The organism is Bacillus sp. ABA4_010 (assembly GCF_056159105.1).
Window position 1 is genome coordinate 788,791 of record NZ_JBSWUN010000003.1, and the last position, 24,420, is coordinate 813,210.

Below are 24,420 nucleotides of genomic sequence, written 5' to 3' on the forward strand. Positions count from 1 at the left end.
AATCATGATGGCATGGATACTAATCGTCAGCTTTTTGCTGCATGGGGTAGCGCTTTTGCTTCTAGTCCTTTTGTATACACGTTTTAGTACGCTGAAAAAAATGGAACAAACTCAGTCGGCTATGATGAAAGACATGGAGGAAGTGGTCTCGGCATATTTGCTCGAGATGAAGGAGCAAAATGATGAATTCATTCAACGATTTGAACAACAGCGACAAGAGAATGTGAAGAGAGAAGAGCCGAAAAGCGTCCACCCTCTTCAAACTTTTCCTGCTGTTAATGAAGTGAGCGCTCCATCAGCACAAGATTTTCACGATTTGCTTCAAATAAAATCTTCTCATCGTGCTGATGTTTCAGAACAGGATCATCCACAAGAGGAACAAATAGAGGCGATTCAAGAGAAAGATTTGAATCCAGAACAAATTAAAAATATGGCGCTTTCTTTGCAAAAAAAAGGTTTAACATCTGAAGAAATAGCTAAATATTTACATAGAGGGAAAACAGAAATTGAGTTATTGCTCACTTTCAATAAGAATCTGTAATTTTCACTTGCTTGTAAAATCGGATTATGCTATATTTGTTCATGGTGTTAATACACACGTTCATGGATTCAGCCAACGGTGCTGCAGAACTTGCAGTCTTGACTGGAAATGATATGAGCGGAGGATAATCAAAACCAATTTTAGGAGGAAAAATCATGTCAGTAATTTCAATGAAACAATTACTTGAAGCTGGTGTTCACTTCGGTCACCAAACACGCCGTTGGAACCCAAAAATGAAGAAATACATTTTCACGGAGCGTAACGGTATCTACATCATCGACCTTCAAAAGACGGTGAAAAAAGTAGAAGAAGCATACAACTTCGTAAGAGAGCTTGGCGCTAACGGCGGCACAATGCTTTTTGTTGGTACAAAAAAGCAAGCTCAAGATTCTGTAAAAGAAGAAGCTGAGCGTTCAGGTATGTACTTCGTAAACCAACGTTGGTTAGGTGGTACATTAACAAACTTCGAAACAATCCAAAAGCGTATCAAGCGTCTAAAAGACATTGAAAAAATGCAAGAAGACGGTACTTTCGAAGTGTTACCAAAGAAAGAAGTTATCCAACTTAAAAAAGAATTAGAGCGTCTTGAGAAGTTCTTAGGCGGAATTAAAGATATGAAACAACTTCCAGATGCATTATTCATCATCGACCCTCGTAAAGAGCGTATTGCGGTGGCTGAAGCTAAAAAATTAAACATTCCTATCGTAGGTATCGTTGATACAAACTGTGATCCGGATGAAATTGATTATGTAATCCCTGCAAACGATGATGCAATCCGTGCTGTTAAACTTTTAACTGGTAAAATTGCTGATGCAATCTTAGAAGCAAAACAAGGTGAAGAAACAGCTGCAATCGAAACAGAAAAAGAAACAACAACTGCTTAATGAGCGAAAGGTGATAAGAGGGGATAGCCTTTTATCACCTTTTTTCAAAATGATTCATCACTTTTATATACATATTCCACTAAGGAGGAAGAAAAAATGGCAATTACTGCACAAATGGTAAAAGAATTACGCGAAAAAACTGGCGCTGGTATGATGGACTGCAAAAAAGCATTAACTGAAACAAATGGAGATATGGAAAAAGCAATCGACTATCTTCGTGAGAAAGGTATCGCAAAAGCTGCTAAAAAAGCGGATCGTGTTGCTGCTGAAGGTTTAGCTGCAATCGAAGTTGCTGGTAACGATGCAGTTATTTTAGAAGTAAACTCTGAGACAGATTTTGTTGCGAAAAACGAAGGTTTCATTCAATTAACAAAAGAGTTAGGTGCACACCTTCTAGCTAACAAACCTGCAACTGTTGAAGAAGCGTTAGCTCAAAAAATGGACAATGGTTCTTCAGTTGAAGAGCACATTAACAATGCAATTGCAAAAATCGGTGAGAAATTATCACTTCGCCGTTTTGAAATCATCTCTAAAACAGATGCAGATGCATTTGGTGCTTACTTACACATGGGCGGACGTATCGCTGTATTAACAGTATTAGAAGGTACTACAGATGAAGCTGCTGCAAAAGACGTAGCGATGCATGCTGCTGCTATTAACCCTAAATATGTTTCCCGTGACCAAGTTTCAGCTGAAGAAGCAGAGCGTGAGCGCGAAGTATTAACTCAACAAGCTCTAAACGAAGGTAAACCTGAAAACATCGTTGCAAAAATGGTAGAAGGCCGTTTAAGCAAATTCTTCGAAGACATTTGCTTATTAGACCAAGCTTTCGTTAAAAACCCAGATCAAAAAGTACGTCAATTTGTTGAATCAAAAGGTGCAACTGTTAAAACTTTCGTTCGTTATGAAGTAGGCGAAGGTATGGAAAAACGCCAAGATAACTTTGCTGAAGAAGTTATGAGCCAAGTTAAAAAGTAAGACTACAATAGTTAAATACAACAGGGAACACAATGTATGACCATGTGTTCCCTGTTTTTGGAAAAAGATGCATTGTGCATTCATGACGATGGAGGTTTATTCATGAGTAATGCTAAATATCAGCGAGTTGTTTTAAAGCTTAGCGGAGAAGCGCTGGCAGGAAAACAAGGTTTCGGGATTAATCCAGAAATTATTAAATCAGTTGCAAAGCAAGTGAAAGAAATTCATGAGCTAGGTGTTGAAGTAGCAGTCGTAGTCGGTGGCGGCAATATTTGGCGTGGGAAAATCGGCAGTGAAATGGGAATGGATCGTGCAACAGCTGATTATATGGGCATGTTGGCAACAGTCATGAACTCATTAGCTCTTCAAGACAGCTTAGAAAATTTCGGAGTAGAATCACGTGTTCAAACCTCAATTGAAATGCGTCAAGTAGCAGAGCCGTACATAAGACGAAAAGCGATTCGTCATCTGGAGAAAAAACGCGTCGTCATTTTTGCAGCTGGAACAGGAAATCCATATTTCTCGACAGATACAACGGCTGCGCTTCGTGCAGCTGAAATTGAAGCTGAGGTCATTTTAATGGCGAAAAACAATGTAGACGGTGTGTATAATGCTGATCCGGCGAAAGTACCGGATGCTGTGAAATATGAAACATTGTCATACATTGATGTGCTAAAAGAAGGATTGGCTGTTATGGATTCTACAGCATCTTCTTTATGCATGGACAATGATATTCCTTTAGTTGTATTTTCTATTATGGAAGAAGGAAATATTAAACGCGTCGTTTTAGGCGAAAATATTGGAACGATTGTAAGGGGGAAATAATAATGGCAAACGAAGTATTACAAAATACAAAAGAAAGAATGGATAAAGCAATCCAAGCATATACACGCGAATTAGCGTCAGTTCGTGCTGGGCGTGCAAGTGCATCTTTGCTTGATAAAATCACGGTTGATTATTATGGTGCACCAACTCCAATTAACCAATTAGCTTCTGTAAGCGTACCGGAAGCTCGTTTACTTGTTATTCAACCATATGACAAAACACAAGTAGCAGAAGTAGAAAAAGCCATTTTAAAATCAGATTTAGGTTTAAATCCAACTAATGACGGGACACTCATCCGCATTGCGATTCCAGCTTTAACAGAAGAGCGCCGCCGTGAGCTTGTAAAATTAGTTAAAAAATATTCTGAAGATGCGAAAGTAGCCGTTCGTAACGTTCGTCGTGATGCAAACGATGAGCTTAAAAAGCTTGAAAAGAACGGTGAAATTACAGAAGATGCTCTTAAAGGCTACAATGAAGATGTACAAAAATTGACAGATGAGCACATTGCGAAAATTGACAGTGTGACAAAAGATAAAGAAAAAGAAATCATGGAAGTTTAATCCTTTTCACTGTAAAATATGATGTAAAAGACCCTCTCTTGTTTACAGGGGGTTTTTTTGTTAATAATGTTAAGAAGAGGAAAGAAGAGGCAATAGGCTATCTTCTGAGACTATCATGGTGAAGGTACTTCCTATAAGGGACACCTTCTGAATTTAAGATAGTTGCGTAACGGGGGACCTTTACATGCTAAAAAAATTTCAACGTTGGAAGAAAGAAGAAAAGAAAGATGAAAGGCCTTTGAGCGACAGAAAAGAGGAATTGCTTAAGTATGAAGTTCCAAGCCACATCGCTATTATTATGGACGGCAATGGGCGCTGGGCCCAAAAACGTTCCTTGCCTCGAATGGTTGGGCATCATGAGGGAATGAAGGTTGTTCGCACCATCACGAAAACTGCCAATGAATTAGGCGTTAAAGCATTAACGTTATATGCCTTTTCTACCGAAAACTGGAAAAGACCTAAAATTGAGGTGGAATTTCTGATGAAGCTTCCCGAGGAGTTTTTAGGAACATTTTTGCCAGAGCTTGTTGAAGAAAATGTTCAAGTTCGAATCATGGGTCAAACGGATGAACTGCCACCGCATACAATTCGAGCGGTGGAGAAAGCCGTCAATGAAACGAAGAACAACACAGGGTTAGTTTTAAACTTTGCTTTAAATTACGGAAGCCGGTCGGAAATAATGGAAGGCGTTAAGCGTTTGGCGAGCGACTATAAGCAAAATCAGTTTGAGCTTGAAGACATCAATGAAAAGCTAATTTCTTCTTACTTAATGAGCAGTGACCTACCGGATCCGGATTTGTTAATCCGTACAAGCGGGGAATTGCGATTGAGCAACTTTATGCTGTGGCAGCTCGCATATACAGAATTTTGGTTTACCGATACATTATGGCCAGACTTCACGGAACAAGATTTTGTGGAAGCGATTGAAGACTTCCAGCATCGAGGACGACGTTTCGGTGGTGTGTAAAGGAAACTTCCATCTAGAAAATCGTTTATGATGGCTAGTTGATCTCATAATGCTTTGAGGGAAGGGGGTGAACGAATGTGCCCCCTCTTCTTTTGGAGCGAGTATAAAAGGATGTTGAGCAGAAAATGAAACAACGAATTATTACAGGTGTCTTAGCGGCAGCCGTCTTTTTACCCATTGTTTTTTATGGTGGTGTACCTTTTAACCTTCTCGTGTACCTTTTAGCAACAGTAGGGGTACTCGAATTGCTAAAAATGAAGAAGATTGAATTGCTTTCGATTCCAAGTTTGTTAAGTATTCTTCTTTTATGGGTGTTTTTAATTCCCAGGAAATCTGATTCGTTTTTCACAATGTTCAGTGATTATAAAGTAGAAACTGCTTTATTTGCTGTTTTGTTTCTTTTAACGTATACAGTGTTAATTAAAAATAAATTTACGTTTGATGATGCAGCCTTTGTAATGTTGGCTACTATCTACGTTGGGATGGGCTTTTACTATTTTATTGAGATACGGGAAAATGGCTTAGCCTACGTATTTTTTGCCTTGTTTATTATTTGGGCGACGGATTCAGGAGCGTATTTTATTGGACGAGCAATAGGGAAAAACAAACTGTGGCCGGAAATTAGTCCGAATAAGACTGTAGAAGGCTCCGCCGGCGGGGTTGTATGTGCAATTATCGTTGCCATCATTTTTCAGCTTGTGGCTCCAGTCGAACAATCAATGCTAGAGTTGCTCATTATCGCGGTTGTATTGTCGGTATTTGGACAAGTTGGGGATCTCGTGGAATCTGCTTTTAAGCGTCATTATGGTGTTAAAGATTCCGGGAAAATCCTTCCGGGACATGGTGGTATTTTAGATCGTTTTGACAGTTTACTTTTTGTATTGCCGATTCTGCATTTTTTAACAATTTTGTAAAGCTTGTTACGGGCAAATGGGAGTGAAACAGATTGAAGCATATTGCATTATTGGGAGCTACCGGTTCAATTGGCCGACAAACATTGGATGTCATCCGGCTGAATCCTGAAAGGTTTCGACTCGTATCCATGTCAGCAGGACGAAACATGGAAGAAGCCAAAAAGATTATTCGTGAATTTTCTCCTAAACTGGTCTCAGTCTTAAAAAAAGAAGACTGTGATGCATTAAAGTTAGAGTTTGACCATATTAGTTTTGTATATGGAGAAGAAGGACTTGTAGAAGTGGCGGCGCACCCTGATGCAGAAGTAGTCGTCACAGCGGTTGTGGGAAGTGTAGGATTACTGCCGACACTTAAAGCAATTCAACTTGGAAAAACGATTGCTTTGGCAAACAAAGAAACGCTTGTTACGGCAGGGCATATCGTGATGGAAGAAGCCTCTAAATATGGTGTTTCTATTTTACCTGTCGATAGTGAGCATTCCGCCATTTATCAATGTTTGCAAGGAGAGCAGGAACAAACGATTGAGCGTTTAATTCTGACTGCTTCCGGCGGGAGCTTTCGTGATAAAACCAGGGAAGAACTTGAAGGAGTAACAGTCTCACAAGCTTTAAATCATCCAAATTGGTCAATGGGAGCTAAAATTACTATTGATTCAGCTACTATGATGAATAAAGGGTTAGAAGTTATCGAAGCACATTGGTTGTTTAACATGCCATATGAAAAGATTGATGTTGTCTTGCATAAGGAAAGTATTATTCATTCAATGGTGGAGTTTCAAGACACTAGTGTCATCGCCCAACTCGGAACACCTGATATGAGAGTGCCGATTCAATATGCTCTCACGTATCCTGATCGGATTATTCTTCCTGAAACAAAACGGTTGAATTTGTGGGAAGTAGGTACGCTCCATTTTACAAAAATGGATTTTGAGCGGTTCCGTTGTTTAAGATTTGCCTTTGAAGCGGGAAAAGAAGGCGGAACGATGCCAGCCGTTTTAAATGCAGCGAATGAAGAAGCGGTAGATGCGTTTTTAAAAGGGAAATTGACGTTCTTACAGATTGAAGATGTATTGCAGCAGGCAATGGAATTACATGCTACTATTCAAAATCCTTGCCTTGATACAATTAAAGAGGTAGATTCAAACACAAGGACTTTTGTTAAGTCTTTAATCTCAAAAAGGGGGTAACGCCCGTTGAACACAGTGATTGCTTTTATCCTCATCTTCGGGGCGCTCGTATTTTTTCACGAACTCGGGCATTTAGTGTTTGCCAAGCGTGCCGGTATTTTATGTCGCGAATTCGCGATAGGATTTGGTCCAAAAATCTTCTCGTTTCGTAAAAATGAAACAGTCTATACCATTCGACTTTTACCCCTTGGCGGATTTGTTCGTATGGCGGGAGAAGACCCGGAGATGATTGATGTCAAACCTGGACAAATGGTAGGACTTCTATTTAATGATAAAGGACAAGTAAATAAAATTATCATTAATCGAAAAGAACAACACCCACAAGCGAAAATCATTGAAGTTGAGCATGCGGATTTAGAGCATCGAATGTCTATTTCTGGATACGAGTCCGATGAAGAGGAGCGGTTACAGCGTTTTGATGTAAGTGAACAATCTTTCTTCGTTGTGGATGGTGAACAATCACAAATTGCTCCATATAATCGTCAGTTCGCGTCCAAAACGTTAGGGCAACGCACGATGGCCATTTTTGCAGGACCTCTTATGAATTTTGTCCTTGCGTTTTTCATTTTTTGGGCAATTGGTTTAATGCAAGGATATACGGTAGATAAACCAGTTATGGGAGAGTTGACGAAAGATGGATCTGCTATTGAAGCAGGATTGCAGCAAGGTGATGTTGTACAGGCAATTGATGGAGAAGCGGTACGCTCTTGGAAGGATGTTGTGGAAACCATCCAAGCACATCCGAATGAAGAGTTGACTTTTACCGTGATGCGCGGTAATGATACGTTTGATTTATCTGTAACGCCGGAAGAACGAAAAGTTGGAGATCAAACGATTGGACTAATTGGTGTTTATCCTCCAATGGAAAAATCGTTTGCAGGGGCATTAAAAAATGGGGCATTTGAGACATATATGTGGTCAAAAGAAATTGTGGTTGGGTTAGGAAAGTTGATTACTGGCCAATTTTCCATTGATATGTTGTCAGGTCCTGTAGGCATTTATGTTTCCACCGAGCAAGTGGCACAATCCGGCATTTACTATTTAATGAAATGGGCGGCTGTATTGAGCATTAACCTCGGAATTGTGAATCTATTACCTATTCCAGCCCTTGACGGCGGTCGTTTAATGTTTTTTGCGGTAGAGGCTGTTCGAGGCAAGCCTGTCGATCGTCAAAAAGAAGGAATGGTTCATTTTATCGGCTTCGCTCTATTAATGTTGTTAATGCTTGTCGTTACGTGGAATGATATTCAACGTTTCTTCCTATAAGATAAAATGCTAACTTGTTTAAATAATTGTGTGGTGGTTGAAACTGTTGAAAACTACTGTAAATAAAAAACTTGATTTTTTTTTCGTATCGTTCAAAATGAAACTACATCTGTTCATGGAAACAGTGTAATAGAGAGACTTTTGGAGAGTTGAAGAGGTGCACATATATGAGACAAAGTTCAAATCTAATCCCAACATTGCGTGAAGTACCAGCAGATGCTGAGATTAAAAGCCATCAATTGCTGCTTCGCGCCGGTTTTATCCGTCAAAATGCAAGTGGTATTTACAGCTTCTTACCGCTTGGCTATCGCGTTCTTCGTAAAGTGGAACAAATTGTTCGTGAAGAAATGGAGCGTGCCGGTTCTGTGGAATTGCTAATGCCTGCATTACAGCAAGCAGAATTATGGCAAGAATCTGGCCGTTGGTATTCATATGGACCTGAACTAATGAGAATGAAAGATCGTCATAATCGTGATTTCACATTAGGTCCAACACATGAAGAGGTTATTACGAGCTTAGTGCGTGACGAAGTGAAATCGTATAAGCGTCTTCCATTGAATTTATATCAAATTCAAACAAAGTTCCGTGATGAAAAGCGTCCTCGTTTTGGGTTGCTTCGTGGCCGTGAATTTGTAATGAAGGATGCATATTCATTCCACACATCTAGAGAAAGCTTAGATGACACATACGATAAGATGTATGAAGCGTATGGCCGTATTTTCGAACGTTGCGGATTGGACTTCCGTGCAGTTATTGCGGATTCAGGTTCAATAGGCGGAAAAGGAACACATGAATTTATGGTTCTGTCAGAGGTAGGAGAAGATACAATCGCTTATTCTGATACGTCCTCTTATGCAGCGAACATTGAAATGGCACCTGTTGTCGCAACATATGAAAAAGCAAACATTCCTGCTGAAGCATTAGAAAAAGTAGAGACACCAACGCAAAAATCAATTGAAGAAGTGTCTGCTTTCTTAAATGTCGAGTCATCGCAATGCATTAAGTCTCTTTTATTTAAAGTAGACGACCGCTTCGTTCTCGTTCTTGTACGCGGCGACCATGAAGTGAATGACATTAAAGTGAAAAACTATTTTGATGCATCAGTTGTGGAATTGGCAACGGCTGAGGAAACGAAAGAAATGATGAATTGTGAAGTCGGCTTTGTTGGCCCGATTGCTGTTTCAGAAAAAGTAGAAATTATTGCGGATCACGCTGTGCAGGCACTTGTTAATGCAGTAGCGGGGGCAAATGAAGCAGGATATCATTACAAAAATGTGAATCCTGATCGTGACTTTAAAGCTGTTTACGCAGATATTCGCTTCATCCAAGAAGGCGACCTTTCTCCTGATGGACAAGGGATCATCAAGTTTGCGAAAGGTATTGAAGTTGGACACGTCTTCAAGCTTGGTACACGTTATAGTGAAGCGATGGGCGCGACGTACTTAGATGAAAACGGGCGTACACAGCCAATGATTATGGGTTGCTACGGCATTGGTGTGTCCCGTACTCTTGCGGCGATTGCTGAGCAGTTTAACGATGAAAATGGCTTCGTATGGCCAAACGCTGTTGCTCCATATCATGTTCATTTAATTCCAATTAATATGAAAAATGAAGAGCAAAAAGAGCTTGGAGAAAAGCTGTATGATGAGTTATTAGCAAATGGATATGAAGTACTGATGGATGATCGTGCAGAACGTCCAGGCGTGAAGTTTGCGGACTCTGATTTAATCGGAATTCCAGTTCGTGTAACAATTGGAAAACGCGCAGCTGAAGGTATCGTAGAAGTGAAAGTAAGAAGCACAGGCGAGTCAATGGAAGTGTCTGTTGCTGACTTACAACAAACCGTAGCTAATTTATTAAAATAAGTTCATGAATAACAAATTCAAGGTACCCTTTTTCTTAGGGTACCTTGAATTTGTGTTACAATCAAAGAGGATTTTTTTGAAGGGGGGATTTGATGGCAGAGTTAACGAAAGAACAAAAGGAGCGATTTCAGCTCTTGCTTCAGCAACTCGATTTAACAAGTGACGACATCGTTCCTTATTTTGAGCAAGCTGGCATTCAAAAACTTGTCATTCATAAAGAACAAAAGCAATGGCATTTCGAATTTGCTTTGCAAAAGATTTTGCCGTTTTCGGTATACGAATTATTTTTAACAAGACTCCGAACTCAATTTTCCCATATTGCCAACATTTCTTTTTCGATTCAGACACCTGTGAAGGAATGTGCTGAAGCAGATGTTCAGGCATATTGGCAGCATTGTATTGCGGAGCTTGAGGGCATTTCACCAATGCTCCATACGCTATTAAAGGAACAAGTTCCTACTCTGCAAGGCTTAAAGTTGCAGTTGAAGACAAGAATTGATACAGAAGCGCAAGCCATCAAGCGCAAGTATAGTCATCTTATTACAGATCAATACAGTTCCTACGGTTTTCCGGCTTTTCAGCTTGTGACAGAAGTTGTTCATTCACAAGAAGAGTACAAGCAATTTGAAGAGCGAAGAAAACAAGAAGACCAGGAGAAGGTATTGGCTGCTATTACAGAAATGCACGCAAAAGAACAAGATAAAGCGGGAGAGTCGGCTGAACTATCTGGTCCGTTGACGATCGGTTACTTAATTAAAGATGAGCCGGTCCGACTTGACAGCATCTTTGATGAAGAAAAAAGAATTACTGTACAAGGTTACGTGTTTGCTGCTGAAACGCGTGAACTTCGAAGTGGCCGTACGTTATTAACGTTTAAAATTACAGATTATACGAATTCAATTATGGTTAAAATGTTTTCCCGCGACAAAGAAGATATTCCGTTGCTGAATGCCATCAAAAAAGGCATGTGGCTAAAAGTTCGTGGGAGTGTTCAAAACGACACCTTTGTCCGTGATTTAGTTATGATTGCAAATGATGTGAATGAACTGAAACCGGAAGGCCGCCAAGATACGGCTCCTGAAGGGGAGAAGCGTGTAGAATTGCACCTTCATACTCCGATGAGCCAAATGGATGCCGTAACGTCTGTCAGCAAACTGGTTGAACAGGCAAAGAAATGGGGCCATTCCGCTATTGCTGTCACGGATCATGCAGTTGCTCAATCGTTTCCTGAGGCTTATTCTGCAGCTAAGAAAAATGACATGAAGGTACTTTATGGAGTTGAAGCGAATTTAGTGAATGATGGTGTACCAATTGCCTATAATTTGGCGAACCGGGCATTGGCTGATTCCACTTATGTTGTGTTTGATGTGGAAACGACCGGTTTATCAGCTGTCTATGACACAATCATTGAGCTTGCCGCGGTTAAGGTAAAAGGTGGAGAAATCATTGATCGCTTTGAATCATTTGCTAATCCGCATCGTTCGTTATCCGCAACCATTATTGAATTGACCGGTATTACGGATGACATGGTTCAAGATGCGCCAGAAGTAGAAGAGGTGCTTCGGAAGTTCCATGATTGGATTGGTGATGACATTTTAGTCGCCCATAATGCAAGCTTTGATATGGGCTTTTTAGATACAGGATTTTTGAAAATCGGGTTAGGCAAAGCAATGAACCCGGTTATTGATACGCTGGAATTGGGACGCTTTTTATATCCAGAAATGAAAAATCATCGTCTTAACACCTTGGCGAAAAAGCTTGATGTAGAACTAACCCAGCATCACCGTGCCATTTATGATGCGGAGGCAACGGGTTACATTCTTGTCAAAATGTTGAAAGAAGCGATGGAAAAAGACATTACGTCACATAATCAATTGAATGATTATATGGGGCAAGGCAATGCCTACCAGAGGGCAAGACCTTATCATGCAACCATTTTAGCTCAAAATGAGACGGGCTTGAAAAATTTATTTAAACTTATTTCTCTTTCTCATTTAGAGTACTTTTATCGCGTTCCACGCATTCCCCGTTCTAAGCTCGAGAAATATCGAGACGGATTATTAATTGGAACGGCTTGCGATAGAGGAGAAGTATTTGAGAATATGATGCAAAAGTCAGCAGAAGAAGCGGAGAAAGTAGCGGCTTTTTACGATTATATTGAGGTGCAGCCTCCTGCTAACTATGAGCATTTAATTGAACTTGAAATTGTTCGTGACGAGCAATCACTACATGACATCATTTCAAATGTCGTAAAGCTTGGAGAAAAAATGGACAAGCCAGTTGTCGCAACAGGAAATGTCCATTACTTGAATCCAGAAGATAAAATTTATCGAAAAATTTTAGTGAGTTCACAAGGCGGAGCCAATCCGCTTAATCGTCATAAACTGCCGGATGTACACTTCCGAACGACGAATGAGATGCTCGAATGCTTTTCGTTTTTAGGAGAAGAAAAGGCGAAAGAAATTGTGGTAGAGAATACACAAAAAATAGCGGATATGATTGAAAACATCAAGCCGATTAAAGATGATTTATACACACCGAAAATTGAAGGTGCGGATGAAGAAATGCGGGAAATGAGTTATGCGATGGCCCGAAGCATTTACGGCGATCCGCTGCCAGAAATTGTAGAAGCACGGCTTGAGAAGGAATTAAAAAGTATTATCGGTCACGGATTTGCTGTTATTTACCTCATTTCTCATAAGCTTGTAAAAAAATCGCTTGATGACGGATACCTCGTTGGTTCACGGGGATCAGTCGGATCATCTCTTGTCGCAACGATGACAGAAATTACGGAGGTAAATCCACTGCCGCCGCATTATGTGTGTCCGCAATGTAAGCAGTCCGAATTCTTTAACGATGGATCGGTTGGATCAGGATTTGATTTACCGGACAAAGATTGTCCAAACTGTAACGTGAAATATAAAAAAGACGGGCATGATATTCCGTTTGAAACGTTCCTTGGCTTTAAAGGGGACAAGGTCCCGGACATTGATCTCAGTGCGACACGTTCTTAACTGAAAAGGTTAAGCACTAGTAACAGCTAGTAGAACTGCTATTCCGAAGTGTGGAATGATGGAGTAACGCCCTGAAACACACTCACTGAAGCTGCGGCAAGCGATCGCGATATTGCAAACATTAACATCGTTTGAAGCCCGCTAAAGTAGGCTGAAGTTCATCCTAACGTTTAAGGCGAGGAAAGGGAGATACAAATCTTCTGTGAATGATAGGTCTGGTGTCTATAAAATTCCTATGGTTAGAATCAGTAGAATGACTGGGACGAACCCTCGACTGACTTTTCGTGAATGTCACGCAGCAGAAATGCTGCGGGGTCCAATTAGGACTTCTGAGTGTGGATGAGTAAGCGTTTGGTTATGAAAATCCATACTGTGTTAAAGGCACAGTCAAGCTCAGCGGAATTTAGGGGGAACCTAAGGGAATGATGTAAAGATAGGAATAGTGGAACGTGTGAAGCTCTCGACATAAGAGGATGTTGCAATCTGATGACGATGGTATGTGGAAAGGCAAAGTGCTATAACACATTTTACGAGAGTGGCAGTAGTGTCATAGTACCGTTTACTGAAATGCCACAGATGACTGAATAACCAATAAGTCGGAGGAAAAAACATTTCAGAGGGAAGGGCACAAGTCGTTAACGTCGAAACAAAACCTACAAAAGTCAGATTCGTGTATGACTAAAGAGAAACGAAAGCTTCATAAGGAAGTGATTAGTTGGCTGACTTAATGATTCAAAAATTAAGAAACAACGAATACTTCGGCTTACAGTCAACCTTTGATAATCTTTATGAAGAAAGCAAAAAGGGTCGATATTTTAAAAACATTTATGAACTTATTATTTCTGAAGAAAACATTCAATTAGCCTTTCGAAACTTAAAGAGTAATACTGGAAGTAAAACGAAAGGCACTAACGGACACACAATCAAACATCTTAATAAGATGGATGCCAATAAGTTAATAAGATTAACGAAAAAGAGATTGGAAAACTACATGCCGCATGCAGTAAGACGTGTACTTATCCCTAAACCCAACGGAAAAATGCGACCTTTAGGGATTCCGACGATTGAGGACCGATTAATTCAACAAATGTTCCTGCAAGTTTTGGAACCAATTGTTGAAGGGAAATTTCACCCGCAAAGCTATGGGTTTCGACCAAAACGAAGCACTCATGATGCTTTAGCAAGGTGTTATCATATGGTCAATCATAGTCATCAGCATTTCGTAGTGGATGTAGATATTAAAGGTTTCTTTGATAACGTTAATCATAAAAAGCTTATGAGGCAGTTGTGGACAATTGGAATACGGGACAAAAAAGTTTTATCGATCATCAAAGCAATGCTAAAGGCGGAAATTAAGGGTGAAGGTATTCCTATTAAAGGGACTCCTCAAGGCGGCATATTATCCCCATTACTAGCCAATGTTGTCTTAAATGAACTTGACTGGTGGGTGTCAAACCAATGGGAAACAAAGCCGACAAGAGTACCTTATAAATTGAAACGCAATAAAACGGATGCACTTAAAAAGACAAAATTGAAACCAATGTATCTTGTAAGGTATGCAGATGACTTTAAAATCTTCACAAATTCCTACGACAATGCTAGAAAGATTAAAATAGCAGTAGAGAAGTGGCTCAAAGAAAGACTAGGGCTTGAAATTAGTGAAGAGAAAAGTAAAATCACAAACTTACGAAAAAACGGTACAGACTTTTTAGGAGTCCGGTTTAGAGCAGTTCAAAAAGGAAATGCCAAAACAGGTTATATCGTAAACTCAAAGATGGACCCAAAAGCAAAAGAGAAGGTACTAGGCGTTATTCGCCACCAACTCGTTAAGATGAGAAAAAGTCCCACTCCCCAAAAAGTGATGAATTTTAATGCAAACATTCTTGGTTTGCACAACTATTACAAAGTTGCAACGAGAATTTCTTAAGAATTTAATGAGATAAGACATAAAGTTCATCCGAATATAAAATCATTGATGTTTAGAAACGTTTTTGTTTATACAAAGGAAACGAACAATGTCATTGATAAGTTCTACGGAGATTACAATTGTTCAAGATTTAAAAGCAATGGATTACTGGTCTATCCTATTGAAGCAATTCGACATGATATACGAGGTCAAAGAGACCCTAACTTCTCTGTTTATAATGAAAAGGATAGGGCATCAATTCATAAAGAAATAAAACATGTGTCTGTTCGTGAGATTGAAATGTTTCGTAAAGGAATATATAAAGCGAAAAGTGTTTTGTATGAAAACAACCGTCTAAGCAAATATGTTGCTCAAAAAGGGTGCTGCGGCATTACAGGTGAACGATTGACTCCTCATAATGCTATATGCCACCATATTAAGCCAACAGCCCAAGGCGGTAATGATGGCTATGATAACTTGATTATTATTAATAAGAAATATCATATGTTCATTCATAATAAAGACCCACTTTCTAATAAAGATTACAAAACAATGTTAGCCAAGTTTGAAAAGAAAGCTTTAAACAAACTAAATAAGCTAAGAACGGAAGTAGGAAATCCAAAACTTAGCTTATAACATTCGATTAAGTTAACGATGGAACGCCGTGTGAGTGTGAAAGCCTCATGCACGGTGTGGAGTGGGGGAAAAGCTGGAGATAGCTTCAAAGGCTTACCTATCACTATACTTCTCCGGCGAATATCAGCCTCGTGCCCATAACTATACGAAAGTACTGTTTGGGGAAGAAAATGTGTACCGTGCAGGAACAATTGGTACGGTAGCTGAAAAAACCGCATATGGCTATGTGAAAGGATATGCAGGTGACCACAACCTGCATTTGCGTGGAGCGGAAGTCGATCGACTAGTGTCCGGCTGTACAGGTGTTAAACGGACAACGGGTCAGCACCCGGGAGGAATTATCGTTATTCCTGATTATATGGATGTGTTTGATTTCACTCCAATCCAATTTCCGGCTGATGCGACAGGGTCTGAGTGGAAAACGACGCATTTTGATTTCCATTCAATCCATGATAACGTGTTAAAGCTTGATATACTTGGTCATGATGACCCGACTGTTATTCGGATGCTTCAAGACTTGAGCGGAATTGACCCAAAAACCATTCCGACCGATGATCCTGAAGTGATGAAAATTTTCAGTGGTACCGAATCCCTCGGGGTCACAGAAGAACAAATTATGTGTAAAACGGGGACGCTCGGTATTCCTGAGTTTGGCACGCGGTTTGTTCGTCAAATGCTTGAAGATACAAAACCGACGACGTTTTCAGAACTTGTGCAAATCTCAGGTCTTTCTCACGGAACAGACGTATGGCTTGGAAATGCGCAAGAATTAATTCATAACGGCACATGTAACCTATCTGAAGTAATTGGCTGCCGCGATGACATTATGGTGTATTTAATTTATCAAGGACTCGAACCGTCCCTAGCGTTTAAAATTATGGAATCGGTCCGTAAAGGAAAAGGCTTAAGCCCTGAGTTCGAAGAAGAAATGATTAAAAACGGAGTGCCTGCATGGTACATCGATTCTTGTAAGAAAATTAAGTACATGTTCCCGAAGGCGCATGCCGCTGCCTATGTATTAATGGCAGTGCGCATTGCTTATTTCAAAGTTCATCATGCGCTTCTTTATTATGCAGCGTATTTTACAGTTCGTGCGGACGATTTTGATATTGAGACGATGGTGAAAGGTTCTAGTCCAATTCGGGCAAGAATTGAAGAGATTAACGCTAAAGGCTTGGATGCAGCGCCGAAAGAGAAAAGCTTGTTGACCGTATTAGAGCTTGCTCTTGAAATGTGTGAACGTGGCTATTCTTTCCAAAAGGTTGATTTATACCGTTCAAGTGCAACGGAATTCATCATTGATGGGAATTCGTTAATTCCACCATTTAATTCCATTCCTGGACTTGGAACGAACGCGGCTTTAAACATCGTTAAGGCAAGAGAAGAAGGGGAGTTTTTATCGAAGGAAGATTTGCAGCAACGAGGAAAAGTCTCGAAGACGCTTATCGAATATTTGGATAATCATGGCTGCCTAGAGGCCCTTCCTGACCAAAATCAGCTGTCGTTATTCTAGTTTGCATAAAAAATATGGTTATGTTATAGTAATGGTGGAAATGCTAAGAATGACGAAGACAAAGAGTGGGGAAACCCACTCTTTCCTATTGTTATCATCTAACATGTTTCCCTGCTCATTCGGCAGGGAATTTTTATCAAAAAAAGCCATTACAAGGTGTCGTTAAAAGGAGGAATACAATGAGCAAGGTCACAGAGATTGTGGAAGGATTAGTGGCACCTATTTTAAATGAGATGAATTTAGAACTTGTAGACATCGAGTACGTAAAAGAAGGTAAAGAGTGGTTCATGCGCGTATTTATTGATTCAGAAAAAGGAATCGATATTGATGAGTGCGCAGCCGTCAGTGAGCGCCTTAGTGAAAAAATGGATGAACAAGATCCTGTTCCACATAATTATTTCTTAGAAGTCTCTTCTCCGGGAGCTGAACGCCCACTAAAGAAAGCTGCCGATTTTGAGCGTTCGATTGGCAAAAATGTATACATAAAAACATATGAGCCAATTGATGGAGAAAAAGAATTTGAAGGTGAGCTTATGTCATTTGACGGGCAAACTATTACTATTACTATTAAAATTAAAACGAGAAAGAAAACGATTGAAATTCCTTACGAGAAAGTAGCGCATGCACGACTCGCAATCGTTTTTTAAGTTTGACTGAGTAACCTAAGGGGGAATGAATATGAGCAGTGAATTACTAGATGCCCTTGATTTATTGGAAAGAGAAAAAGGCGTCGGCAAAGAAGTCATTATTGAAGCAATTGAAGCAGCATTAATTTCTGCTTATAAACGAAACTTCAACCAGGCGCAAAACGTGCGTGTGGATTTAAATTTAGAAAAAGGCTCTATGCGTGTGTTTGCACGTAAAGATGTCGTCGATGAAGTATTTGATACGCGTTTGGAAATTTCGGTAGAGGAAGCGCAAAGCATCGACCCGAATTACCAAGTAGACGATGTGGTAGAAATTGAAGTAACGCCGAAGGACTTTGGCCGAATTGCTGCTCAAACAGCAAAACAGGTTGTTACACAACGTGTACGGGAAGCAGAGCGCGGAGTGATCTATTCGGAGTTCATTGATCGCGAAGAAGATATCATGACAGGAATTGTACAGCGTCAAGATTCCCGCTTCATTTACGTGAGCTTAGGGAAAATTGAGGCACTTCTTCCATTAAATGAACAAATGCCAAATGAACAATATAAGCCGCATGATCGAATTAAAGTGTACATTACAAAAGTGGAAAGAACAACAAAAGGTCCACAAATTTACGTATCTCGTACACATCCTGGATTACTGAAGCGGTTATTTGAAAAAGAAGTTCCTGAAATTTATGATGGAACAGTTGAAATCAAATCTGTTTCTCGTGAAGCTGGAGATCGCTCGAAAATTTCCGTTCACTCCGAGTTAGCAGATGTTGATCCAGTAGGAGCATGCGTAGGTCCAAAAGGACAGCGTGTACAGGCGGTTGTCAATGAATTAAAAGGAGAAAAAATTGACATCGTACGCTGGTCAAAAGATCCGGTAGAATTCGTAGCAAATGCTTTAAGTCCTTCAAAAGTCTTAGATGTTATTGTTGACGAAGATGAAAAAGCTACAACTGTTATTGTTCCAGATTATCAATTATCGTTAGCTATCGGTAAAAAGGGACAAAATGCCCGCCTAGCAGCGAAATTGACTGGCTGGAAAATTGACATCAAGAGTGAATCAGAAGCCGAGCAAGACGGCATTTATCCAAGAATGTTTACAGCAAGCGAAACGCATAGCGAAGAAGATGCGGCAGAGAATGAAGCATTCGATGCAATGGAAAATGAAGTCGAATAAGAGGTGAAGACGGGTGAACAACCGTAAAAAAATCCCAATGCGCAAGTGTGTGGCAACGCAGGAAATGAAGCCGAAGAAGGAACTTGTGCGAATCGTTCGCTCGAAAGAAGGCGAAGTGTCAGTTGACTTAACAGGTAAAAAGTCTGGTCGCGGAGCTTATTTAAGCAAAGAAAAAGAGGCCATTTTGCTTGCGAAAAAGCGAAATACGTTAGCCAATCACCTAGGGACAGCCATTAGTGAAGACATTTATGAAGAGCTGCTGGCGATTGTTGAAAAGGAGAATAAGGCAAACTCATGAAACAAGGACAATGGCAATCTTTTTTAGGACTAGCAAATCGAGCGCGAAAAGTCATTTCAGGTGAAGAACTGGTCATTAATGAGGTACGAAAACAAAAAGCGAAAGTAGTATTACTATCATCAGATGCCTCAGCCAATACGATGAAAAAAGTATCCGACAAATGTTCGTTTTACAAAGTACCCCTCAAGCATGTGCCTGATCGCTATATGCTTGGACAGGCGATCGGAAAAGATGCACGGGTAGTCGTGGCTATTACTGACGAGGGATTTGCAAAGAAGCTAATGACATTGCTCGATTAATTTTTTTGGGGGTGAAAGTATGAGTAAGGTTCGTGTATACGAATATGCAAAACAACATAATCTTTCAAGTAAAGATGTAATTAATAAATTAAAAGAACATGGTGTAGAAGTGTCTAACCATATGGCAACAATTGAGGATGATTCGGTGAAAAAACTGGATATGTTCTTCTTGAAAAACCAAAAAGGGGATGCAACTGCTCCTGCTGGTGCTGTTATTAAGCAAACATTAAAGAGTTATGAAGAAGAAGATGCTCCAGCTGCGGGAGAAGAGAAGTTTGGGAAAAAGAAACCGCAGGCAAAAGTAACTCCTGCCGGTGCGGCAAAGCCATTTAACCGTGGAGGCAATAACCGCAACAATAAAAAGGGAAAACGTCCTCAGCAGCAAACCCAATATCAGCCTCAGCCAAGAAAAGAAAGACCGCTTCCAGAGAAAATCACATTCTCAGAAAGCTTAACTGTTTCAGAATTGGCGAAAAAATTAGGGAAAGAGCCTTCTGAAATCATTAAAAAGCTGTTCCTTTTAGGCATTATGGCAACAATTAATCAAGAGCTAGATAAAGATGCAATTGAATTAATTGCCGGCGAGTACGGAGTGGAAGTAGAAGAGGAAATCATCATCAATGAACAAGAGTTCGAGACAATCGAAATCATTGACGATGAGAAAGACCTTAGCGAACGCCCAGCAGTTGTAACAATCATGGGACACGTTGACCACGGTAAAACAACGCTTCTTGATTCTATCCGTAACACGAAAGTAACAGCAGGTGAAGCAGGCGGAATCACTCAGCATATCGGTGCATATCAAGTAGAAGTAAATGATAAGAAAATTACATTCTTGGATACACCAGGTCACGCCGCTTTCACAACCATGCGTGCACGTGGTGCGCAAGTAACAGACATTACAATTCTTGTTGTTGCTGCAGATGACGGAGTTATGCCGCAAACAGTTGAGGCGATTAACCATGCGAAAGCAGCAGAAGTGCCGTTAATTGTCGCAGTTAACAAAATCGATAAAGAAACAGCCAACCCTGATCGTGTTATGCAAGAGTTAACGGAGCACGGTATTGTAGCCGAAGCATGGGGTGGAGATACCATTTTCTGTCCGCTATCAGCGTTAACAGGAGAAGGAATTGACAACTTGCTTGAAATGATTCTTCTTGTAAGTGAAGTAGAAGAGTTTAAAGCAAATCCAAACCGTCGTGCGTTAGGTACCGTTATTGAAGCGCAATTGGATAAAGGACGCGGATCTGTCGCAACGTTATTAGTTCAAAACGGAACATTACGCGTTGGGGACCCAATTGTTGTGGGGAACACATTTGGCCGTGTACGTGCAATGGTGAATGATGTTGGTCGCCGTGTTAAAGAAGCGGGCCCTTCTACACCTGTTGAAATTACCGGATTAAATGAAGTGCCGCTTGCTGGTGACCGCTTCATGGTATTTGAAGATGAGAAAAAAGCGCGCCACATTGGGGAAGCACGTGCTCAAAAACAATTGCAAGAACAACGCGGCGAGAAATCACGCGTTAGCCTTGAAGATTTATTTGAACAAATTAAACAAGGCGAAATGAAAGATTTGAATGTCATTGTTAAAGCAGACGTACAAGGTTCTGTTGAAGCGTTAGCTGCTTCGTTAAGAAAAATTGAAGTAGAAGGCGTTAATGTTAAAATCATTCATACAGGCGTAGGGGCTATTACAGAGTCAGATATTATTTTGGCAACAGCTTCGAACGCGATTGTTATTGGATTCAATGTTCGTCCAGACGTGAATGCGAAACGCACAGCTGACGCAGAAAAAGTAGACGTTCGTCTACACCGTATCATCTATAATGTTATCGATGAAATTGAATCTGCAATGAAAGGGATGCTTGATCCTGAATTTGAAGAAAAAGTCATCGGTCAAGTTGAAGTGCGTACAACGTTTAAAGTATCCAAAATTGGAACGATTGCGGGAAGCTATGTAACAGACGGTAAAATTACGCGTGACAGCAGCATTCGCTTAATCCGTGACGGTATCGTTATCTTTGAAGGTGAAGTAGATGCACTGAAACGCTTTAAAGATGATGCAAAAGAAGTGTCGCAAGGATATGAGTGCGGGATTACTCTTAAAAACTTCAATGATATTAAAGAAGGAGATATTATTGAAGCGTACGTTATGCAAGAAATCGAGCGTAAATGATTGGGTATGTTGAATGTGAATGCCTCATTTACGATGCAGCATCACTGAAAGAAAAACGCGCTGTTCTTCAACGCATTATGATGCGGTTAAAACAGCGTTATAACATATCTGTTTCAGAATTAGATTACCAAGATACGTGGCAACGAACAAAAATTGGGATGGCGGCTATCGCTTCAACGAGGCAGGCGGCTGAAAAAGAGCTGCAGCAGGCGTTAAACATGATTGACTCTTTTCCCGAAATTGAGCGTGCCCAAACATCGTTCGAGTGGTTATAAATGAGGTGATACAGATGAAAATAAGACCAAATAGAGTCGGCGAGCAGATGAAAAAAGAACTTGGTGAAATCATCAGCCGCAAAATTAAAGACCCACGCATCGGCTTCGTTACGGTAACGGACGTGCAGGTGACAGGGGATTTACAGCAGGCAAAAGTGTTCATCTCTGTTTTAGGTGATGAAGAACAACGCCAAAATACGTTAAAAGGTTTAGCCAAGGCAAAAGGATTCATTCGATCTGAAATCGGTCAGCGTATCCGCCTGCGCAAAACGCCTGAAATCATTTTTGAATTTGACGAGTCGATTGATTACGGAAATCGTATTGAATCGTTGCTTTATGAAATTCAAAAAGATGAAAAGCAGGATGAAGATAAACAGTAACCATTAATAGAGGCTTTAACAAAAAAAGGTTAAAGCAGTTCTCTTTACTATGATGAACCGTCATCAGAAATCCATGTATCTCAAGGTTTCTGTGGCGGTTCATTTCTGTTCAAGGAACGTTTGGAGAAATCATCTTGCGTTACATGATGAAAAAGATCGTTATACATACTAGTAGATAAAAAGGAGTGCAGCAATATGGAAGGCGTATTAGTGTTGAACAAACCAAAAGGATTAACATCACATGATTGTGTATTTAAAGTGCGTAAATTATTAAGAACGAAAAAAGTTGGACATACGGGAACACTGGATCCAGATGTCACCGGCGTACTGCCGATTTGCATTGGACGTGCCACGAAGATCGTTGAATATTTAACGGCTGCTACTAAAACATATGAGGGAGAAGTCACCATTGGCTTTTCGACGACAACGGAAGATGCATCAGGTGAAACAGTTGAAACAAAATCTGTATCTAGTCCGATTAAAAGAGACGATATTTTGAAGGCGTTAAAGTCACTCACAGGTACGATTGAGCAAACACCACCTATGTATTCGGCAGTGAAGGTTAATGGGAAAAAATTGTACGAATATGCGAGAGCCGGAATTGAAGTGGAGCGTCCGACAAGAACGATTACGATTCATGAATTGGAGTTGCTGGATGAGCGCGAAGTATTTGAAGGAGAGACGATTTCCTTTCGTTTTCGTGTGACGGGAAGTAAAGGGACTTACGTTCGAACATTGGCAGTGATGATAGGAGAGCAATTGGGCTATCCTGCACATATGTCTGACTTAGTGCGAACAGCTTCCGGTTCTTTTACCCTGGAGAATTGCATGACATTTGAAGAATTGGAGGCATATGTCGAGCAGGACGAAATTCAAGAGAAGCTCTTGCCAATTGAACAAGCGCTTAATCATTTGCCGAAACTGCAAATAAATGATAAATTAGCAGAGAAAGTAAAAAATGGGGCGGTACTGCCTGAACCATCTGATTTAAAAGTGGGGGAAGGCCCGTTTTTAATGATGGATTCGAGCGGCACTTGTTTAGCTATTTATGAAAAGCATTCTCAAAAAGAAGGCTTAATAAAACCAACAAAAGTGTTAGCCATTTAGCTTGTATTGTTGGAAGAGGAAAGGTGACGGAAATTTTGGTGACGATTGAGATTCAGCACCCGCATCATTTCAGCCGGGAAACAATGGCGCCTTCTGTGATGGCATTAGGCTATTTTGACGGTGTTCACCTAGGACACCAAGAGGTAATCTTGACAGCGAAAAAATTGGCAGATAAGCAAGGTATTTCAAGTGCTGTCATGACATTTTTCCCGCATCCTTCTATCGTTCTTGGAAGAGATGTGCAGCATGTAGAAATGATTACACCGCTGCAAGATAAAATAAAGCAAATCGAAGAGTTGGGGATTGACATATTATATTTGGTTCATTTTGATAAAGATTTTGCCGGATTGCTTCCTCAACAATTCGTTGATCAATATATTATCAATTTAAATGTTCAACATGTCGTGGCTGGATTTGATTATTCGTATGGGAAGTTAGGCAAAGGCACGATGGAAACTTTGCCATTTCATTCCCGAAATATGTTCACACAAACAACGGTCAATAAACTTGAAGTCCATGCGGAGAAGGTCAGTTCAACTATTATCCGTCAATGTTTAAAAGATGGAGACGTGGAGAAGATTCCATCTTTCCTTGGCAGAGCGTATGCGATAAAAGGAAAAGTAGTGGATGGTGACAAGCGCGGACGAACAATTGGGTTCCCAACCGCTAATATCGAACTGAGCGATGCGTACTTAATCCCGAGAGTGGGCGTGTATGCGGTGGAAATGCTTGTTGACGGAATATGGCACCAAGGGGTTTGTAATGTCGGATATAAGCCGACTTTCCACCAACAGCTTGATAAACCTACCATTGAGGTCCATCTTTTCTCGTTTGACCAACAAATTTACGGAGAGACTGTCACAGTGAAATGGCATAAAATGCTTCGTTCTGAAAAAAAATTCAACGGGATAGATGAATTGGTGGCACAAATTACAGCTGATAAAAAAGAGGCTCTTGCATACTTTGCATCTAAGACGGACTCGTTTTTATTAAAAAGTGTACGAAATCATTAAA

At 40.3% G+C, this 24,420-nt stretch carries 21 protein-coding genes and 2 pseudogenes; all 23 read left to right on the forward strand.

Going from position 1 to position 24,420, the window contains the following annotated elements; genetic code table 11:
* The first annotated feature begins 4 nt into the window (after window positions 1–4).
* Window positions 5–541 (forward strand): hypothetical protein, encoded by a 537-nt coding sequence (locus ACXAEO_RS05200; protein WP_474878785.1) that lies wholly within the window; start codon window positions 5–7, stop codon window positions 539–541.
* Window positions 542–696: 155 nt separating this feature from the next.
* Entirely contained in the window at window positions 697–1,425 is a 729-nt protein-coding gene (gene rpsB, locus ACXAEO_RS05205; RefSeq protein ID WP_474878787.1) for a 30S ribosomal protein S2, read from the forward strand.
* A 96-nt stretch (window positions 1,426–1,521) separates the two neighbouring features.
* Complete coding sequence (tsf, locus tag ACXAEO_RS05210; RefSeq protein WP_474878789.1) at window positions 1,522–2,403, forward strand: translation elongation factor Ts; 882 nt, start codon at window positions 1,522–1,524, stop codon at window positions 2,401–2,403.
* 102 nt (window positions 2,404–2,505) lie between these two features.
* Entirely contained in the window at window positions 2,506–3,228 is a 723-nt protein-coding gene (pyrH, locus tag ACXAEO_RS05215; protein ID WP_474878790.1) for a UMP kinase, read from the forward strand.
* Between the two features lie 2 nt (window positions 3,229–3,230).
* Window positions 3,231–3,788 carry a ribosome recycling factor gene (gene frr, locus ACXAEO_RS05220; RefSeq protein WP_474878793.1) on the forward strand — a complete coding sequence of 186 codons (558 nt, stop codon included), beginning with the start codon at window positions 3,231–3,233 and terminating at the stop codon, window positions 3,786–3,788.
* Window positions 3,789–3,972: 184 nt separating this feature from the next.
* Window positions 3,973–4,755 carry an isoprenyl transferase gene (locus tag ACXAEO_RS05225; RefSeq protein WP_474878795.1) on the forward strand — a complete coding sequence of 261 codons (783 nt, stop codon included), beginning with the start codon at window positions 3,973–3,975 and terminating at the stop codon, window positions 4,753–4,755.
* 125 nt (window positions 4,756–4,880) lie between these two features.
* The gene (locus ACXAEO_RS05230) at window positions 4,881–5,669 is read left to right on the forward strand and encodes a phosphatidate cytidylyltransferase (protein WP_474878798.1); all 789 of its coding nucleotides are present in this window, start codon (window positions 4,881–4,883) and stop codon (window positions 5,667–5,669) included.
* Between the two features lie 32 nt (window positions 5,670–5,701).
* The gene (gene dxr / locus ACXAEO_RS05235) at window positions 5,702–6,856 is read left to right on the forward strand and encodes a 1-deoxy-D-xylulose-5-phosphate reductoisomerase (protein ID WP_474878800.1); all 1,155 of its coding nucleotides are present in this window, start codon (window positions 5,702–5,704) and stop codon (window positions 6,854–6,856) included.
* 6 nt (window positions 6,857–6,862) lie between these two features.
* Window positions 6,863–8,122: an RIP metalloprotease RseP gene (gene rseP / locus ACXAEO_RS05240; protein WP_474878802.1), complete on the forward strand. Its 1,260-nt coding sequence runs from the start codon at window positions 6,863–6,865 to the stop codon at window positions 8,120–8,122.
* Window positions 8,123–8,289: 167 nt separating this feature from the next.
* Window positions 8,290–9,987, forward strand: a complete 1,698-nt coding sequence (locus ACXAEO_RS05245; RefSeq protein ID WP_474878806.1) for a proline--tRNA ligase — start codon at window positions 8,290–8,292, stop codon at window positions 9,985–9,987.
* A gap of 92 nt (window positions 9,988–10,079) precedes the next feature.
* Window positions 10,080–12,986, forward strand: a pseudogene (locus ACXAEO_RS05250) (PolC-type DNA polymerase III); the annotation flags it as partial.
* Window positions 12,987–13,728: 742 nt separating this feature from the next.
* Window positions 13,729–14,928 (forward strand): group II intron reverse transcriptase/maturase, encoded by a 1,200-nt coding sequence (gene ltrA, locus ACXAEO_RS05255; protein WP_474878809.1) that lies wholly within the window; start codon window positions 13,729–13,731, stop codon window positions 14,926–14,928.
* 48 nt (window positions 14,929–14,976) lie between these two features.
* Window positions 14,977–15,543: an HNH endonuclease signature motif containing protein gene (locus ACXAEO_RS05260; RefSeq protein WP_474878811.1), complete on the forward strand. Its 567-nt coding sequence runs from the start codon at window positions 14,977–14,979 to the stop codon at window positions 15,541–15,543.
* 97 nt (window positions 15,544–15,640) lie between these two features.
* A pseudogene (locus tag ACXAEO_RS05265) lies at window positions 15,641–17,056 on the forward strand (PolC-type DNA polymerase III); the annotation flags it as partial.
* Window positions 17,057–17,235: 179 nt separating this feature from the next.
* Window positions 17,236–17,703, forward strand: coding sequence for a ribosome maturation factor RimP (gene rimP, locus ACXAEO_RS05270; RefSeq protein ID WP_474878812.1), 468 nt, complete (start codon window positions 17,236–17,238; stop codon window positions 17,701–17,703).
* 31 nt (window positions 17,704–17,734) lie between these two features.
* Window positions 17,735–18,871, forward strand: coding sequence for a transcription termination factor NusA (nusA, locus tag ACXAEO_RS05275; RefSeq protein WP_474878816.1), 1,137 nt, complete (start codon window positions 17,735–17,737; stop codon window positions 18,869–18,871).
* 13 nt (window positions 18,872–18,884) lie between these two features.
* Entirely contained in the window at window positions 18,885–19,169 is a 285-nt protein-coding gene (rnpM, locus tag ACXAEO_RS05280) for an RNase P modulator RnpM (protein WP_474878818.1), read from the forward strand.
* A complete protein-coding gene (locus tag ACXAEO_RS05285) occupies window positions 19,166–19,468 on the forward strand; it encodes a YlxQ family RNA-binding protein (protein WP_474878820.1) in 303 nt (100 codons plus the stop codon). Before rnpM ends, ACXAEO_RS05285 begins: the two co-directional genes overlap by 4 nt.
* Window positions 19,469–19,487: 19 nt before the next feature.
* Entirely contained in the window at window positions 19,488–21,644 is a 2,157-nt protein-coding gene (gene infB / locus ACXAEO_RS05290) for a translation initiation factor IF-2 (protein ID WP_474878823.1), read from the forward strand.
* A complete protein-coding gene (locus ACXAEO_RS05295) occupies window positions 21,641–21,919 on the forward strand; it encodes a DUF503 domain-containing protein (RefSeq protein WP_474878825.1) in 279 nt (92 codons plus the stop codon). The genes infB and ACXAEO_RS05295 overlap by 4 nt, the downstream gene beginning before the upstream one ends.
* A gap of 14 nt (window positions 21,920–21,933) precedes the next feature.
* Complete coding sequence (gene rbfA, locus ACXAEO_RS05300) at window positions 21,934–22,299, forward strand: 30S ribosome-binding factor RbfA (protein WP_474878827.1); 366 nt, start codon at window positions 21,934–21,936, stop codon at window positions 22,297–22,299.
* Between the two features lie 195 nt (window positions 22,300–22,494).
* Window positions 22,495–23,406: a tRNA pseudouridine(55) synthase TruB gene (truB, locus tag ACXAEO_RS05305; protein WP_474878829.1), complete on the forward strand. Its 912-nt coding sequence runs from the start codon at window positions 22,495–22,497 to the stop codon at window positions 23,404–23,406.
* A gap of 35 nt (window positions 23,407–23,441) precedes the next feature.
* On the forward strand, window positions 23,442–24,419 hold the full coding sequence (gene ribF, locus ACXAEO_RS05310) for a bifunctional riboflavin kinase/FAD synthetase (protein ID WP_474883979.1): 978 nt from the start codon (window positions 23,442–23,444) through the stop codon (window positions 24,417–24,419).
* Window position 24,420: the final 1 nt, after the last annotated feature.